An 18,080-nucleotide genomic window follows, 5' to 3' on the forward strand; every position below is an offset into this window, starting at 1 on the left:
CAAATTCCCCCTTTAGGGGGTTAGGGGGCTATGAAAGCATATATTTTTCCGGGGCAGGGAGCCCAGTTTCCAGGTATGGGTAAAGATCTGTATGAACAATCAGAAAAAGCCCGCGAACTATTTGAAAAAGCCAATGATATTTTAGGTTTTCGTATTACCGATGTCATGTTTGATGGCACCCCCGAAGATCTTGTTCAAACCAATGTTACACAGCCAGCCATATTTTTACACTCGGTTATTTTAGCCGCGGTTTTGGGCGATGATTTTAAGCCCGAAATGGCTGCCGGCCATTCATTAGGCGAATTTTCTGCATTAGTAGCAGCTGGTGCATTATCATTTGAGGATGGTTTGCGTTTAGTGGCAGCACGTGCCAATGCTATGCAAAAAGCCTGCGAGCTGCAGCCATCAACCATGGCAGCAATTTTGGGTCTGGATGATTTTACTGTTGAAGATATTTGCCGGCAGGCAACCAATGTGGTGGTAACCGCGAATTATAACTGCCCGGGGCAGCTGGTAATTTCTGGCAGCATTGCCGGGGTTGATGAAGCCTGCGAAAAACTACTTGCCGCCGGTGCTAAAAGAGCTTTAAAGCTTAAAGTTGGCGGCGCGTTCCATTCCCCGCTTATGGAGTCGGCAAGGGTTGAACTGGAAGCGGCTATTGTAGCCACAGCAATTAACCAGCCGGTTTGCCCTATATATCAAAATATTGATGCTAAACCGTATACCGACCCGGCCCAGATCAAACATAATTTAATAGCCCAGCTCACCGGTCCGGTACGATGGACACAAACCGTAAAGCACATGCTGGAAGACGGTGCCACTTCATTTACCGAAGTAGGCCCTGGTAAAGTATTGCAGGGCCTGGTAAAAAAGGTTGATATGGCAGTGCCTACCAGTAGCGCGGCTTTACAACAATAGTTAATTACAGGCACTGCAAGGTGCCTTTTATCGTTATTTGTAAATTATTTATAAGTATAAGGCAATTTGACTACCTCCGGAAAAATACGCTTGTTGCTGAGCTTGATAGGCATTTGTTTATTAATAACGGCTATCATTGTTCAAAAAACATATACACCGGTAAATAACCTGGTGCAAACCGGCCTTACACTTGAAAAAAGCCTGCACAAAAAAGAAGCTTATATAAATGCGCAGATAAACGATAAGTTAAAATTCAGACAATTAAAGAACCTGCCCAATAATGAGCAGGATGCACTTAACTGTATTAATGAGTTTACCAACCTTAACCATATTTGGTTTATTACGCTGCATGATAATCACTTAAAGTTTTGGAGCGGTATAAAAGTTATTCCTGATAATTTTGCCGGCATAAAAGAGGGTTATTCATTTATTAAACAGCCCAATGGTTATTATGAAACGATAAGGAAAACCAAGGGCGACTTTTCTGTCATTTTTTTTATCCCTATAAAAGTTACTTACGCGTTTGAAAACCAGTATCTCCAAAACACATTTGACAAGGACCTGGTTAAGGATAACAATATTGATATTGCCGATTTTTCTGATCAGAATATATATGAGGTACACAGCAGCAATAATGATTATTTATTTTCGATAAAACTAAAAGCAAACAGTGTAAACGATGCCTTTGTTTACTATGAACTGGCATTTTGGATACTAACTGTTATAACGTTGTGCATTTTAATGCATAACATTTGTTGTTATGTGGCATCAAAGGATTATGCCCTGTTGGCGGTAATTTTTTTGGCCTTGTTTATAGTGACCTTCAGGTATATTAACCTGCATTACAACATGCCCGATTTTGCGTATACGGTGGCTGTTTTTAACCCGGCTTACTATGCCTCCAGTGTTGTATATCCTTCCCTGGGCGATTTTTGCATCAATATGCTATGCATATTTTGGTTTGTTGCCTTTCTGTATTTGCAGCGTAACCGTTTATTTACCGGTATACCCGGTAAGGGTGCAAGTTATGTTATTATAGTAGCATGTATATTGGTACTTATTGTAACGTCTACCTTGCTTTTAAATTTATTTTATGGCCTGGTCATCAACTCAAAAATAAGTTTTAATGTAAATAATGTGCTTAGCCTGTCGGGCTTTAGCGTGCTTGGTGTATTAATGCTGTGTTTTAGTTTCCTGATATTTTACCTTATTAATGAGATTGCACTTTTCATTTGCTTAAAGCTTACCATACCGCGCTCACATCAATTATTCCTGTTAGTGCTCGGTGTTATTTTAACAACTGTGGCTTTTGCCTGGTTTAAGGAATATACGTCGTTTTACATTTTATGGTCAATGCTGGTCATTATAAGGGCCTATGGTTTTTTATACCACAAGAGGCGGCTTAATGCAGTAACTTTTTTAGGCATTATATTAATATGTTCGCTTATATCGGCTATAAAGCTTAACCAGTTTGAGAGTGTAAAAGAAAGGCAAACACGTGAAGCCCTGGTTCAAAAGCTGGAAGTTCCGGACGATGCGACTGCTGATTATATTTTTAAGCGAATAGAGGGCCAGATCATTACCGACTCAGCCATAATCGGGTATTTTAAACAAGACTCCGTACATAATAGTGATTTTCTGAAAACCCGTTTTCAGAAACTTTATTTTGATGGCTATTTGTCAAAATATGAATTTAAAGTACATGAGTATAATGACCAGGACCAACCATTAACAAGCGATAATTATTCGTTAAATGTATTTAAGGACCTGGTGTTGTACAGTTCATTCAAGGTATCAGATTATTTTTATCGTGAAAACGAATCTTTCGGATTTCAAAATTACTTTGCCATACTGCCTGTTAATTATGGGGGTAAACAATTGGGTACTTTGGTAATTGAATTAAAATCAAAACCGTTGCAGCCTTCTGGCTCATTTCCCGAATTACTGGTTGACGGGCATATAAAACCCGAAGATGAGTTTAAGGACTATTCTTACGCGTTTTATATTGATAATAAATTGCTGAGTCAAAAGGGCAATTATGTTTATTCGCTTGACAATACAGAGTTCACCGGCGATATTAGAAAATACCAGGTTAAAACTACCAGGAACAATACCGGAGAGTGGTACGATAGTTTTACATCATATAACCATCTTATATACAAGCCCAGCAACCGTAATTTAATAGTAGTGAGCAAAGAGCAAAACTCGTTATATAACGGGGTAACCTCGCTCACCTTCTTTTTTGTGGTGCTGCTGATTTTTAGCGCCATTGTTGTAACTATCAGGTGGTTATGGATGCATGTGAGGATATTGAGCATTAATGATAATGGATTGAGGTGGCACTTCAAAATAAATTTTGACCGGATCTTGTACAGAACCCGCATACAGTTCTCTATGATATTTGCAGTAATGATAACGCTTGTTATGGTAGGCTTTATCACCTTTGTATCCATAAGTACCCAGTACCATACCCAACAGGACAAAATGATCCGCGATAAAATAACCCGTATTGTTACGGCATTTGAAAGCGGTATTTTTAACAAATACATATACAATGTTAACGAGGAAAGCCAGGTAAGCTTTAACGAACTGGCCAATAATTACTCAACCGACCTGATCTTGTTTGATACCAATGGTGTACCCCTGGTAACCACGCAGCCCAAAATTTACGAACACGGTTTGTCGGCTAAAAGGATGAATGCCAAGGCTTTTATTTATTTAAGCAGACTGAAAAAATCGGAGTTTGTAAATGAAGAAAAAATTGGTGAGTTAAGTTATAAAGCGGCTTATGCCCCCATCATTAGCTCAAACAAAATCATAGCCTACATTCAGCTGCCTTATTTTTCTAACGAAGCCGATTACCGGGAGCGCATCAGTTCATTGCTCAATGTAATGATCAATGTATACGCTATAGTGTTTATTGCCATTGGCTTGTTTGCTGTTATTATAGCCAGGCAAATTACTGCTCCCCTGAATTTTATACAGGAAAGTTTAAGTAAAACCATATACGGTAAAAAGAACGAGCATATTAAGTGGGCCCGTAATGATGAGATAGGGGCACTTATAAAAGAGTATAATAAAATGATATCGGCCCTGGAGAATAGTGCGCATAGGCTGGCCCAGTCAGAGCGTGAAAGCGCCTGGCGCGAAATGGCCAAGCAGGTAGCCCATGAAATTAAAAATCCTTTAACACCACTAAAGCTTGGCTTGCAGCTGCTTGATAAATCATGGAAAGATAAGGACCCTAAGTTTGATCAAAAGTTTGAGCGTTTTAGTCGGTCATTTGTAGAACAGATTGAGAGCTTGTCGTCTATTGCGTCAGAGTTTTCGGCCTTCGCCAAAATGCCCGATACCCGTATCGAGCAGATCAATATTTTTGAAATGCTGGGTCAGGCGGTCACCATTTTTAAGCAAATGGATAATATCTATATAACTTATCAATCTCCTGAAACACCGTTTATTATCAGTGCCGACCGTGACCAACTGTTGCGCTGTTTTAATAACTTATTAAAGAACGCTATTGAAGCAACCCCGCCCGGCAGGAAGGGTGAAATTGAAATCAATTACCTGATAACCAGTAAAAATGTGTTGCTTACCATAAAGGATAATGGTAATGGTATCCCCGAAAACATGCGCGAAAAAATATTTGAACCCAACTTTACCACCAAAAGCTCAGGAACAGGTTTGGGGTTGGCATTTGTTAAAAACTCCATTGAAAACGCAAACGGTAAAATCTGGTTCGAAACAACCATGGGCAGTGGAACCGCTTTTTACCTGAGTTTTCCGGCAGCGGTATAAAGCTGAAGGCTTAAAGCTAAAAAGCTTTTAATAATGAATATCGAATGTAAAATTCCGAATAACGAAGGATGACAAGCACAAGGAATTCTGAGTTTCAGTTTCTTATTACTTCATCAATCTGCATTCGAAATTCAGTGTTCAATATTAAAACCCTTGGGCTTTTGGCTTTAAGCTTTCATCTGGAATTTCTTAACTGTTTCTGTAACATGTGCCAGGTGATGATTGCTGTGCCATGCATACAGGGCAAGTCCGCGTATAAGGGAAATCTGATCACCTGATTCCGGATGAATAAAGGAGCGGGCCCATTCATTTTCTGTAAAACTTTCAAGTAAGGCAACAAGGTGCTGGTGTATGCCTTCCAGCATTTTTAATGACGGTTCAACCGGTAAGCGATAGTCGGGCAGCAGGGCCCAGTCGGCCTCCTGATATGGTTTTATAACCGGGTTGTTTTCGGTTAATGCCAGTTTGAAGCGGGTTAAGGTATTCATATGACTATCGGCCAGGTGATGTATCACCTGTCTGAGGGTCCAGCCGCCGGGACGATATTGTGTATCCAGTTCCTGATAATTTAAACCAGCAATAGCAAGTCTTAATTTACCAGGTAAGGTGTTTAAATCATCTATCCACTGGCGTATATCTTCGTTGGTATATGATGCCGGGGGCGCAAATTTCCCTATCGGGAATTTCATTTGTTCGTCTGTCATGGGCTAAAAAAAATTAATTTAGGTATTATTTTAAACTACCACAAGCTTTTGCTCTAATTTAGCGTTCAGTACCTATTACTTAAACCAATGGTTAAAAAGATATTTTTAATACTGTTCCTTTTAAATAGTTCATTTACATACGCCCAAACCATCAAAACCGACATCCTGGTTATTGGCGGCGGGGCAAGCGGTACAGCAGCAGCCATACAGGGTGCACGCAGCAAATTAAAAACCTTATTGGTTGAGCCGGGACCATGGCTGGGCGGCAGCATGACCGCAGGCGGCATGTGTGTAGTTGAGGGGAACCGTGATCTGCCATCGGGTATTTGGGGCGAGTTTCGTAAACATGTAAGGGATTTTTATAAAAACAGGTTAGGGTATGATACCACCTACAATGCCACCCTGCGCTTTGAGCCGTATACCGGTGCAGCCATCCTCAAAAAAATAACCGATACAGTAAAAAACCTCACCGTAAAATTAAATACTCCATTTACAGCCATTGAAAAAGATGGCACAGGCTGGCAGGTAAGCATCACCATAAACAATAAAAAAACCACGGTAAAAGCAAAAGTGGTGGTTGATGCCACCGAAACCGGCGATGTGGCTGCAATGGCCGGTGAAGCATTTGTTTCGGGTTTTGACAGCGCGCAGGATACCGGTGAGGACTTAGCGCCACAAACCGCTTTGCCACGCATACAGGATATTACCTGGATAGCCATTTTAAAAGATTTTGGCCGGGGTGCCGATAAAACCATTGCTAAACCCACAGGCTACGATGCCGGTAATTACGCCTGTTTAAAAGGGAAAGACATTGGTAAAATGCTAAACGATGGCAGGCTACCCAATGATAAGTATATGATAAAATGGGCGGGCTGCGGTAACCAATATCCTACCACGGCCGATGATTTGAAACCGGCTAACCGCGATGCATTTTATGCCAAAGCCCGCCTGCATACGTTGGGGCTTATATACTATTTACAAACAGAACTGGGCTTTAAAAATATAGGCATTGATGATGAGTTTCCAACTCCTGATCACCTGCCTTTTATCCCTTATATCCGCGAGGCTGAGCGCACTAAAGGTTTGGTGCGCATGACACTTAATGATGTGTACAAACCTTATGATCGCGAATCTAAACTATACCGTACTTCCATTGCCGTTGGCGATGCCTCACCCGGTCAGCATTATGGCGAGGGGACTGCTCCTAAAACCAATTATCCGCCGTTTATAGCTTACAGCATCCCATTGGGTGCTATTGTTTTAAAAGATCTGGATAATTTACTGGTTACTGAAAAAGCAATGTCGGTATCGCATCTGGTAAATGCCAGTAGCATGTACCCATCAGTGCAAATGAGCATAGGGCAGGGCGCCGGTGCAACAGCCGCTTTTTGCGCGTTCTTTAAAACCACCACCAAAAGACTAAACGTAAGATTAATACAGGGCGAGCTGCTTGATTTTAAAGCCTGGTTATTGCCTTTTACTGATATAAAACAAAGTGATCCGTATTTTAGGTCGATGCAGCAGGTTGGGGCAACAGGTTTGCTAAAGGGGATTCAACAAGTAAAGGGTAATAGCGCGAAATTGCTTTTTATGCCCGATTCTGTAGTAAATACCGCCGAGGTTGAACCTTTTTTTAAGGAGATATATGCCCGTGCTTTTTTATGGTTCAATAAAGAAAAGCCAGCCGAAAAATTTACGCAGGGCAATCTGCTGTCGTTCATTAGCGAGATCACTTTAACTGAACCAAAATCCCTGCAGATCAGTATACAAAAGGCCTGGAAAACACAATATAAATTCACATCTGATTTTGATATGAACCGCCCCATTACCCGGCGCGAATTTGCCATTTTAGCCAATAAGTTCTTAAATCCCTTTGCCCGTACGGTTGACACAACAGGGCGAATGGTGAACTAAGGTTGGGCAAAATTAGATAAAAGATAATTAGATAAAGGAGCAAAGAAAACTGTCGTTACCCAGCGAAGCGCAGACGGGGGAGTCAGCTCATAAATCATGCATCATATAAACTATTCGGGTTTCAAAATGGCGTACATGTGCTTATCCATCACTACGCCGTTTTTAATAACCGCATTACGCATTATACCTTCTTTAATGTATCCGGCCTTTTTCAGCACCCGCATGGAAGCTGTATTTTTATGATATACGCCGGCTTGCAGGCGTATGATATCTAAATTTTTAAAAGTGTATCCGGTTATGATCTTAACCGCTTCGGTTGCTATGCCCTGGCCCCAGTAAGGCTCTGCGAGCCAGTAACCAATTTCGGCTGTTTTGCGGTTCACGTCATCCATTAAATCAACAGCAATTCCGCCGCAAACCTGGCCATCAATAACTATGGCGAAATTGGTTAGCGGCTGCTGGTTTTGCATAAAGGCTATCCAGTTGAAGGCATCTTGCATGGTGTAGGGATAAGGGAACCGATCCATTAAAAAAGCCGATACATTAGGGTTATCCGCGTGCTTTTGCAATGATCGTTCATCGCCTTCAAACCATCCTCTTAAAATAAATCCTGGGCCCCTTAATTCCATTTTGTAACAATAAAATGCCTAAAAATAACAATGATTGCCAAAACTGCTAAATTGCGTGCATTTTAACGGCATTTTGCCGCTCACACATCCATGAAAAAACTATTTACTTTAATATTACTCATAAATACCGCAGGCGCATTTGCTCAAAAGCTGGATACCCTTACCATCGAAAAGATCATGCGTGACCCTAAATGGATCGGGGTATCACCCATTGACATTCGCTGGAGCGATGATAGTAAAAAGATCTATTTTAAATGGAATCCTGCTAAAACCGAAACCGACGAACTGTATGCGGTTACCCCGACCAATATTACCCCGCAAAAGGTAAGCATTGCCGAGCAACGCAATTTAACCAGCGCCAGTGGCATCTGGAATAAAAATTATACCCAAAAGGTTTTTGAAAAAAATGGTGACCTGTTCTTGGAGAATATTAAAACAAGCAAGATTATTCAGCTAACCAATACCGAGCAGGAGGAAAATGCCCCGGTTTTTAGCGGTGACGAAAGTGAGGTGATATTTAAGCAAGACAACAACCTGTTTGCACTGAAACTAAACGGCGGGCAGTTAAGACAGTTAACCAATTTTGTTCGATCATCAAAAAATAAAAAAGGGCCCGAAACCCTTAATGACCAGCAGCTATGGCTTAAAAAGCAACAGCTTGAGCTTTTTGATGTAATAAAGAAGGAAGCGAAGGAGGAAAAGCAAGATTCGGCTAAGAATGCTGCTTTGGAACCTCAACAAATAAAAGAAATAGTTATTGGCGAAAACAGGATAAATTCGGTGAGGATAAGCCCTGATAGCAAATATGTTACCTATCGACTCATTAAAGCCGCCGATGGTGTTAAGAATGCCATAGTTCCTAATTACGTAACCGCGTCGGGATTTACGGAGGATATTCCCAACCGTTCCAAAGTTGGTCGCCCCTCGTCAACTTCCGAAACGTTTATTTTTGATACACGGCGGCAATCGGTTTACCCGGTTATCACTAAAGATATCCCTGGGATAAAAGACCTGCCCGACTATATTAAGGATTACCCAAAGGAACTGGCAGAGCGGAAACAGCTTAATGCCGACAGGAAGGTAAATATTGAAGGTCCGTTTTGGAGCGCTGATGGTAAAAACGCGGTGGTGGTAGTAAATGCACAGGATAATAAGGACCGGTGGATCATGCGTCTTGACCCGGTAACCGGTAAGCTAACCCTGCTTGATCGCCAGCGTGACGAAGCCTGGATAGGCGGACCGGGTATTGAAGACTCGCCGGCAGGTAATATTGGGTTTACTGACGATACGCACTTTTATTTTCAGAGCGAAGCCAGCGGTTATTCGCACATTTACTTGGTTGATGTAGTTAACGGTACAAAAAAACAGCTCACCAGTGGTAAATGGGAAGTGCAAACCCTGCGCTTATCTACCGATAAAAAGACATTTTATTTTACCGCGAATATGGAGCATCCAGGTGTTACCGACTTTTATAGTATCCCGGTAAGCGGCGGCAAGCCGGGTAAAATAACCAGCATGAAGGGCGGTAATGATGTAACACTATCGCCCGACGAAAAATGGCTGGCTATACGGTACTCTTACTCCAACAAGCCCTGGGAGTTGTACCTGCAGCCAAATAAGCCGGGGGCAAAAGCTGTGCAGATAACCAATTCCATTACACCGGAGTTTCAATCATACCCATGGCGCGATCCGGAGATCGTTACGTTTAAAAACCGTTATGGCAACGATGTTTATGCCCACCAGTATTTGCCTAAGCACCCTGACCCGGCAAAACCAGCCGTTATTTTTGTACATGGCGCAGGCTACCTGCAAAACGTAACCTATTCCTGGAGCTATTATTTCCGCGAGTTTATGTTTAATAATATGCTGGCCGACAATGGTTATACCGTACTCGATATTGACTATACAGCAAGCGCGGGCTATGGCCGCGACTGGCGTACCGGTATATATCGCCACATGGGCGGCAAAGACCTTACCGATCAGGTTGATGGGGTAAAATACCTGGTTGAAAAATTTGGTATTAACCCCAACCATGTAGGTTTATACGGTGGCTCTTATGGCGGCTTCATCACCCTGATGGCTATGTTTACCGAGCCTGATGTTTTCGCGGCAGGCGGAGCCATCCGTTCAGTAACCGACTGGGCGCATTATAACCACGAGTACACAGCCAACATTTTAAATGAGCCATTTACTGATGAAAACGCTTACCGTAAAAGTTCGCCTATATACTTTGCCAATGGCTTAAAAGGAAATTTGCTGATGCTGCATGGCATGGTTGATCAAAACGTAAATTACCAGGATATCATCCGGCTCACACAAAAACTAATTGAACTGCATAAGGAAAACTGGGAGCTGGCCTCGTACCCGGTAGAGGATCATGCCTTTGAACAACCCAGCAGCTGGACGGACGAATACAAACGCATATTTAAGCTATTTGAGCAAACGCTGAAAAATAAATAACTAATTTTCCCATCGGGGTTATTAGGCTAAAGCCAGTTAGCAATTTCTTAAACCGTCCCATAAATGGGACGGCGATGAATTTTTATAATTATTTAGTGTATTTGTCATTGCCGTTGGCTTTAGCCAACGGGTAAAATGAACCAGCTTGGCTTTAGCCAAATTGATATATGTAAATCAATTGTATGAAAGATCAGTTTTTACCGGCTTGCTTTAAGATCAAGTATAACTTTGGTATAGTACACACCATTATACGTATCTGGCACATCTGGGTCATATAAATTATCTGATTTAAACTCCAGATTATGGTCAGTTAAGGTTATAATCTCGTAGGTAATGGAAAGAATATTTTGCTGGCCATCGTCGGTAGTGATCTTAAGATAATTTTTACCACCTGAACTGCTCACAACATAAGTAGTAGTTCCACTCATATCATCAGTAGAGGTACCGGTTACAACTCCTTTACTCGTAAAAGTTACCTTGTCATCTCCGGTATCATCAGATCCTAAAAGTTTATCGTTTTTATCATAAAAAGACATCGTAGAACTGTTTACGGTCCAGGTGCCAACAATTGAAGCATTTGCAGGAGAGTTTTTATCTTTTTTACAGGCAAATAAAAACAGGCAAAGCAAAATAGCAGGTATTACTTTTTTCATGTAAGGTTTGGTTTTAAATTTTAATTGGCAATTATACGCTTTTAAGTCGCCCAAATGTTGTCTTAATTGAATAATTCTTCTCATTATTACATAACCCTTTTTGTTCATTTTATAAAAATGCAAGTTTGGCAGTAAGTAATTACGTAGAAGATCCGGAATAACCAAAAAAGATTAAATCAAGTTTGTTACATTAGAAATGAGCTACATAAACCCAGGCGCGGCAACATCATGAAAAAGTTATTATGGCTACTTGTATTCATTAATTTGGGCTGCACTGTCAATAAGGATAATAATAATGCAGTGCAGGTAGGCTTTGAAAATAACAAACAGGCTGTAAGGATCAGTGGGTTAGATAATGCTGTAATGCATGAGATCAACCGCGACTCGGCAGGGGGTAACTGGCAAAGCCTGTTGCCGGTTTACCGCATGCCGGCAGATACAGATCTGAAAAACTATCAGCCGGTGCAGCCGGGTACATACCAGATTAAGGATAACGCCGTTATTTTTACACCCGATACGCCTTTTATGGCCCATCAAACCTATTTTGTTCGATACTATAAATTTGACGCCGGCAATAAAGTAAGCGATTTTATCATGGGGCCTAACAGGCCGGGTAGTTTGCACTATTCTGATTTGATAATTAAGTAAAAACTGCTGTGAATTGCTTGAAAATCAAATATAATTATGTATATTTGCACCTAATTAAAAAAAAGAGGGGGCGATTTGTCCCCTCTTTTATTTTATCAATCAAATTATCTGTCAAAAATACCGAAGGGTAATGAATATTGAAAAGAGGGTAAAAGAGCTGGTTGAAGAGAAGATAGCCGATAAGCCGAATTTGTTTTTAGTGGATGTTAAAATGCATTCGAACGGAAAATTAATTGTGCTGATTGACGGTGATAACGGGCTGGGCATTGATGATTGTGTGCAGGTGAGCAGGCATGTAGGCTTTCATCTGGAAGAGGAAAATGTAATAGATACTCCTTATAATCTGGAAGTATCATCACCGGGAATTGATTACCCGCTTTCGTCAACCAGGCAGTATGCCAAGAATATAGGGCGCAACCTGGCCATAAAAATGACCGATGGAGCTAAAAGAGAAGGTAAGTTAACGGCCATCACAGAGGATGCCGTTATCATTGAAGAAAAAATAAAAGAAAAAGGGAAAAAAGCTGAAACTGTTGAAAGCGTTATCCCTATTGATCAAATAACAGAAACAAAAGTTTTAATATCATTCAAGTAGAAAATGAGCAATATTAATTTAATTGATTCTTTTCAGGAATTTAAAGATTTCAAGAACATTGACCGCCCAACCATGATGAGCGTTCTGGAAGACGTTTTCAGAAGCATGATCAGGAAAAAATATGGCACTGATGAGAATTGCGACGTAATTGTAAATACCGATAACGGGGATTTGGAGATCTGGCGTACCCGTAAGGTTATGGAGGATGGTTTTAGTGAAGATGATGACCTTGAAATTGAACTGGCCGAAGCAAAATTGCTTGATGCCGACCTGGAAATTGGCGATGATTACATTGAGCAGATCACGCTGGAAAGCTTTGGTCGCCGTGCTATTTTAGCTGCCCGCCAAACACTGGTTTCAAAAATTCTGGAACTGGAAAAAGACGAGATATTTAAAAAATATAAAGACCGCGTTGGCGAAATTGTTACCGGTGAGGTTTACCAGGTTTGGAAAAAAGAAACCCTGGTGCTTGATGATGAAGGCAACGAATTGTTGCTTCCAAAAACCGAGCAGATACCAGCCGATTACTTTAAAAAAGGCGACAGCGTAAAAGCGGTAGTATATAAAGTAGATATGCTGAACAGTAACCCGAAGATCATTATATCGCGTACAGCTCCTGAGTTTTTACAACGTTTGTTTGAACTGGAAGTGCCTGAAATTTTCGACGGACTGATCACCATTAAAAAAATAGTGCGTGAGCCTGGCGAAAGAGCTAAAGTGGCTGTTGAATCATATGATGACCGCATTGACCCGGTAGGTGCCTGTGTGGGTATGAAAGGATCACGTATACATGGTATAGTGCGCGAGCTTAAGAACGAAAATATTGATGTGATCAACTTCACCAACAATATTCAGTTGTATATTCAGCGTGCATTATCACCAGCCAAAATAACTTCTATTAAGTTAGATGATGATAAAAAGACAGCTGCAGTGTACTTAAAGCCTGATCAGGTATCATTAGCTATCGGTCGTGGCGGACATAACATTAAACTGGCAGGTAAATTAACCGGCTATGAAATTGATGTTTACCGTGAAGCCGATGAGCATGACGAAGATGTGGACATCGAAGAATTTTCAGATGAAATTGATAGCTGGATAATTGATGAATTTAAACGTATAGGTTTAGATACAGCAAAATCGGTGCTTGCTTTAACAGTAGGAGAGTTGGTAAAACGTACAGATTTGGAAGAAGAAACTGTAAAAGAAGTGTTATCAATATTGAATGCTGAGTTTGAATAAGCATAATAACCAAAATTAAAATCGTATTTTTGCGATAATAAGCAGAGAAATTATAATAAATGTCAGAAGACAAATCAATAAAATTAATTAAAGCAGTAAAAGAACTCAACATTGGTATGGGTACCATTGTCGATTTTTTGGCTACAAAAGGCTATAAAGTTGAAAAGCAACCTATGGCGAAGCTGGATGGCGACATGTATACCGCATTGTTGAAGGAGTTTGCTGTTGACAAAAGTATTAAGGAGGAAGCCAAGCAGATCAGTATCGGTAAGATCAGAAAAGAAGAGCCTGCAGCGTTTCCTGAAAAACCGGTTGAAAACCGCCGTTCAAGGGATTTTGAGAACGAAGAGATATTGATCAAGAACACCGGTCATTATGCTTCGCCGCAGGCAGAAAAACCAAAACCGGTTGAACCCGCTCCCGAAAAATCTGATGAGCGCAATGACGTTTTGCCAGGCGTTAAGGTGGTTGGTAAAATTGATCTTAATAACTTAAATGCAAAGCCACAACCCCCGGTTGAAAAACCAGTGGAGGCAAAGCCTGTTGAAGTTGTTAAACAGCCCGAACCTGTAGCTCCCGAGCCAAAACCGGAACCTAAGGCCGAAATACCAAAAGAAGTAGTTGCCGAAGCACCAAAAGCTGAAGAGCCTAAAGTTGCCGAAGCACCGAAAGCCGAAGAGCCTAAACCGGTTGTTGCTGAAACGCCAAAGGTTGAAGAGCCAAAAGCGCCTGTAGCAGAACCTGCACCCGTTGTTCAGACACCTGTTGCCGAAACTCCGGCCGCTGCTGCTGATGATAATAATCAGGGACCTGATGTGATCAGGGCAAAAGCCGAACGTCTTACAGGTCCTAACGTGATTGGTAAAATACAGTTACCGGTTAATGCGCCTAAGCGCAACCCGATAGCATCGTCATCAAACGCTAACAGCGCTGATCATAAACGGAAAAGAAAACGTAAAGATAACCAGGGAAACCCGCAACAGGGACATGGTGGACAACAAGGTGGTGGTGGCAATCACCCGCCGCAGCAGCAGGGGCATACCCCGCCGCCAGCAGGTGGAACCATCAATCCAAACCGTCCCGATTTCAGGAACCGTGGTAATAATCCTAACGCAGGTGGCCCTAACCAGGGTGGTGGCGGTGGCAATCGTCCTGATTTCAGGAACCGTAATGCCCCTCAAAACACTGGTCCGAAAGAAGAGCCGTCAGAAAAAGATATACAGGATCAAATTAAGGCAACCCTGGCCCGCTTAAGCGGCGCAGGTAAATCAGGTAAGTTTGCACAGCGTGCTAAGTTCCGCCGTCAAAAACGTGATGATGTAGCCTCTACAGCCGAAGAATTGGCACTGGAGCAGGAATTACAGTCAAAAGTATTAAAGGTTACAGAGTTTGTAACTGCTAATGAGCTGGCTTTGATGATGGATGTATCTGTAACGCAGATCATATCAACCTGTATGAGCCTGGGTATGTTTGTATCCATTAACCAAAGGCTTGATGCCGAAACACTGAGCATTGTTGCTGATGAGTTTGGCTACCAGATAGAGTTTGTAAAACCACAGGATGAGGAAGCTAACCTTGATCAGCCAGATGATCCGGCCGATCTGATACCACGTGCACCAATTGTAACCATAATGGGTCACGTTGACCACGGTAAAACCTCATTGCTTGACTTTATACGTAAAACAAACGTAATAGGTGGCGAAGCCGGAGGTATTACCCAGCACATTGGTGCCTATGAAGTAACCTTGCCGGGCGATAAGGGTAAAATAACATTCCTGGATACTCCGGGTCACGAGGCGTTTACCGCCATGCGTGCAAGGGGTGCACAGGTTACAGATATTGTAATTATAGTAATAGCCGCTGATGATAGCGTGATGCCGCAAACCCGCGAGGCCATAAACCATGCGCAAGCTGCAGGTGCACCTATTATCTTCGCCTTCAATAAAATTGACAGGCCAGGTGCTAACGCTGATAAAATACGTGAGCAATTATCGGCCATGAACATTTTGGTTGAAGAGTGGGGTGGTAAATATCAAACACAGGAAATATCGGCCAAAACAGGTTTAAATATTGAGCTGCTTTTAGAAAAAGTATTGCTTGAGGCCGAATTGCTTGAATTAAAAGCCAATCCTAATAAACGTGCCGTAGGTACTGTTATTGAAGCAGCCTTAGATAAAGGCCGCGGTATAGTAACTACCATATTGGTACAGGCAGGCAGGTTAAAAGTTGGTGACCCTATACTGGCCGGCTGTTATAGCGGCCGTGTTAAGGCATTAACCAATGAGCGTGGCCAAAGGGTTGAATCTGCAGGTCCATCAACACCGGTACAGGTATTGGGTATGCAGGGAGCACCAACAGCAGGCGATAAGTTTAACGTACTGGAAAGTGAAGTTGAAGCACGTGAAATTGCTAACAAACGTTTACAATTACAACGTGAGCAAGGTTTACGCACCCAGAAACATATCACCCTTGATGAAATTGGCCGCCGTTTGGCAGTTGGTAACTTTAAGGAACTTAACATTATTGTTAAAGGTGATGTGGATGGATCTATCGAAGCATTGTCCGATTCATTGCTTAAACTATCAACCGAGCAAATACAGGTTAACATCATATCCAAGGCAGTTGGTCAGATATCCGAGTCTGATGTATTGCTGGCTTCTGCATCTGATGCCATCATTATAGGTTTCCAGGTTCGTCCGTCAGGAAGTGCCCGTAAGCTGGCTGAGGCCGAGCAGATCGATATCAGGTTATACTCTATCATCTACGATGCGATAAATGAGATCAAAGCCGCGATGGAAGGTATGCTTGCACCAACCTTTGAAGAGAAGATTGTTGCCAACGTAGAGATACGCGAAACCTTCAAGATCAGTAAGGTGGGTACCATTGCAGGTTGTATGGTACTGGATGGTAAGATCACCCGTAACAGTAAAATCCGTATCATTCGTGATGGTGTTGTTATACATACAGGTGAGCTGGCATCACTAAAACGCTTTAAAGATGATGTGAAAGAAGTTGCTACCGGCTATGAGTGCGGTTTAAATATCCAAAACTTTAATAACATTGAAGTAGGCGACATTGTTGAAGCTTATGAAAACGTAGAGGTTAAACGCAAGTTGTAACACCCGCTACGGTATATGGAATAAAATAAAAATGGCCCTTAATAGGGCCATTTTTATTTTACATTTTGTGATGATGCACTACATGGTGGTGATGACGATGGTGCGCACGATGATGACGATGTGCTGTTTGCGCGCTGGCAGTTGTGTAGGCAAATGTAGCAAACAACACAACGGCTAATACTTTTAGTGTTTTCATAATACTATTGGTATAAATTAAATTATTTTTAGTTATTATGGTAGACTAAGGCAGCCACTGCCGGTTTAATTTGTAATATTAAATTTACATGATCGAAAACATAACCAACCTCCCCAACTCAGGCGTGCATTATATTTAAATAGTATCACGCATAACTAATCACCATTATATTATATCGGTTATTGAGCCTGTATGCCGGCCATGGATATTTTCATACACACTACTTACAGTTATTGATTTATTTTTAATGAACACTGTTTCAAATAGTTTGGGTGATACGTAATGTGCTGTGATCACCTTTTATATATAAAAATATTGTTTGTAACATAATTAATACATTAGATACTTTTAGGTATATATTCAACGAGGTTGTTTGATTTTTAATTAAAAGTAGTGTAAATTCCATCTTTTATAAAAAACCTAAATGATAAAAAAATTACTCCTTTACCTTATTGTGATATCTTGTGCGCTCGTAAATAAAAGCGCTCTGGGGCAAACTGCCGCTAATGATACTTCGGTTCAAAGTATTGCGCTTGCACGCATTACAGATACTTATAATACGGCTATTGGGCAGCAATCGCGGTTATATAACGGGCCTGAATATGATCTTTACAATCCTAATATAAAGGGGAACGCTTATTTTTCCGATATAAATAGTTTTACTCAGGGTGCTGTTACTTATGATGGTATAATTTATAAGGATGTACCCATGATGTATGATTTATACAAGGATGTAGTAGTGGTTATGTTGTATAATAAATTCTCCAGATTTACCCTGCTTAAGGAAAGGGTTCAAAGTTTCGATCTGTTAAACCATCATTTTACATATATCAGGACCGATTCATTAAATGTAAATTCCATCAGTACGGGTTTTTATGATCAGTTGTACAATGGCAATCTTGAAGTGCTGGTTAAACGGTCAAAGGCTATCCAAAGTACCTCAGGTACAAATACTATTGAAAACTATTTTACATCGGGCAAAAGCTTTTATTTAAAAAAGGGTAATAGCTACTATAGTATTGGCGGGCAGGGCACTTTGTTGAGCCTTTTAAAAGATAAAAAGAAAGAGTTGCAGCAGTATATAAAAGCCAATAAGATCAAGTTTAATAAAACTCCCGAAGAGGCTATGGTTGCTATAGCTGCCCGATACGATGAGTTATCAAAATAACGCGTTGCACAATCATAGCACAAGTAAAAACCTAAGCAG

13 protein-coding genes are annotated in these 18,080 nt (G+C 41.2%); 9 read left to right on the forward strand and 4 right to left on the reverse strand.

Annotation, left to right across the window (positions count from 1 at the left end):
* Positions 1-30 precede the first annotated feature (30 nt).
* Both fabD and M2273_RS20760 read left to right on the forward strand, forming a co-directional pair.
* The gene (gene fabD / locus M2273_RS20755) at positions 31-918 is read left to right on the forward strand and encodes an ACP S-malonyltransferase (protein ID WP_429399684.1); all 888 of its coding nucleotides are present in this window, start codon (positions 31-33) and stop codon (positions 916-918) included.
* A gap of 66 nt (positions 919-984) precedes the next feature.
* Entirely contained in the window at positions 985-4,716 is a 3,732-nt protein-coding gene (locus M2273_RS20760; protein ID WP_429399685.1) for an ATP-binding protein, read from the forward strand.
* 167 nt (positions 4,717-4,883) lie between these two features.
* On the opposite strand, the gene M2273_RS20765 is transcribed toward M2273_RS20760, so the two are convergent.
* The gene (locus tag M2273_RS20765) at positions 4,884-5,420 is read right to left on the reverse strand and encodes a YfiT family bacillithiol transferase (protein ID WP_429399686.1); all 537 of its coding nucleotides are present in this window, start codon (positions 5,418-5,420) and stop codon (positions 4,884-4,886) included.
* An 87-nt stretch (positions 5,421-5,507) separates the two neighbouring features.
* On the opposite strand from M2273_RS20765, the gene M2273_RS20770 reads away from it, so the two are divergent.
* The gene (locus M2273_RS20770) at positions 5,508-7,334 is read left to right on the forward strand and encodes an FAD-dependent oxidoreductase (RefSeq protein WP_429399687.1); all 1,827 of its coding nucleotides are present in this window, start codon (positions 5,508-5,510) and stop codon (positions 7,332-7,334) included.
* A gap of 110 nt (positions 7,335-7,444) precedes the next feature.
* Here the strand turns inward: M2273_RS20770 and M2273_RS20775 are convergent, their stop codons facing one another.
* On the reverse strand, positions 7,445-7,963 hold the full coding sequence (locus tag M2273_RS20775) for a GNAT family N-acetyltransferase (RefSeq protein WP_429399688.1): 519 nt from the start codon (positions 7,961-7,963) through the stop codon (positions 7,445-7,447).
* Positions 7,964-8,053: 90 nt separating this feature from the next.
* On the opposite strand from M2273_RS20775, the gene M2273_RS20780 reads away from it, so the two are divergent.
* Positions 8,054-10,423 carry a prolyl oligopeptidase family serine peptidase gene (locus M2273_RS20780; protein ID WP_429399689.1) on the forward strand — a complete coding sequence of 790 codons (2,370 nt, stop codon included), beginning with the start codon at positions 8,054-8,056 and terminating at the stop codon, positions 10,421-10,423.
* Between the two features lie 197 nt (positions 10,424-10,620).
* On the opposite strand, the gene M2273_RS20785 is transcribed toward M2273_RS20780, so the two are convergent.
* The gene (locus tag M2273_RS20785) at positions 10,621-11,076 is read right to left on the reverse strand and encodes a hypothetical protein (RefSeq protein WP_429399690.1); all 456 of its coding nucleotides are present in this window, start codon (positions 11,074-11,076) and stop codon (positions 10,621-10,623) included.
* 228 nt (positions 11,077-11,304) lie between these two features.
* Here M2273_RS20785 and M2273_RS20790 point away from each other — a divergent pair, with 228 nt between their 5' ends.
* The 4 genes from M2273_RS20790 (at position 11,305) to infB (ending at position 16,677) form a co-directional block, all read left to right on the forward strand.
* Positions 11,305-11,724, forward strand: coding sequence for a hypothetical protein (locus M2273_RS20790; RefSeq protein ID WP_429399691.1), 420 nt, complete (start codon positions 11,305-11,307; stop codon positions 11,722-11,724).
* Positions 11,725-11,854: 130 nt separating this feature from the next.
* A complete protein-coding gene (gene rimP, locus M2273_RS20795) occupies positions 11,855-12,319 on the forward strand; it encodes a ribosome assembly cofactor RimP (protein ID WP_429399692.1) in 465 nt (154 codons plus the stop codon).
* Positions 12,320-12,322: 3 nt separating this feature from the next.
* On the forward strand, positions 12,323-13,558 hold the full coding sequence (nusA, locus tag M2273_RS20800) for a transcription termination factor NusA (RefSeq protein ID WP_429399693.1): 1,236 nt from the start codon (positions 12,323-12,325) through the stop codon (positions 13,556-13,558).
* 59 nt (positions 13,559-13,617) lie between these two features.
* Positions 13,618-16,677: a translation initiation factor IF-2 gene (gene infB, locus M2273_RS20805; RefSeq protein ID WP_429399694.1), complete on the forward strand. Its 3,060-nt coding sequence runs from the start codon at positions 13,618-13,620 to the stop codon at positions 16,675-16,677.
* Between the two features lie 58 nt (positions 16,678-16,735).
* Here infB and M2273_RS20810 read toward each other — a convergent pair whose 3' ends face one another.
* On the reverse strand, positions 16,736-16,873 hold the full coding sequence (locus M2273_RS20810) for a hypothetical protein (protein WP_429399695.1): 138 nt from the start codon (positions 16,871-16,873) through the stop codon (positions 16,736-16,738).
* 424 nt (positions 16,874-17,297) lie between these two features.
* On the opposite strand from M2273_RS20810, the gene M2273_RS20815 reads away from it, so the two are divergent.
* Entirely contained in the window at positions 17,298-18,041 is a 744-nt protein-coding gene (locus tag M2273_RS20815) for a hypothetical protein (RefSeq protein ID WP_429399696.1), read from the forward strand.
* Positions 18,042-18,080 lie beyond the last annotated feature (39 nt).

Origin of the sequence: Mucilaginibacter lappiensis (assembly GCF_050433765.1) — a bacterium.
In the GTDB taxonomy this organism is placed as follows: domain Bacteria; phylum Bacteroidota; class Bacteroidia; order Sphingobacteriales; family Sphingobacteriaceae; genus Mucilaginibacter; species Mucilaginibacter lappiensis_A.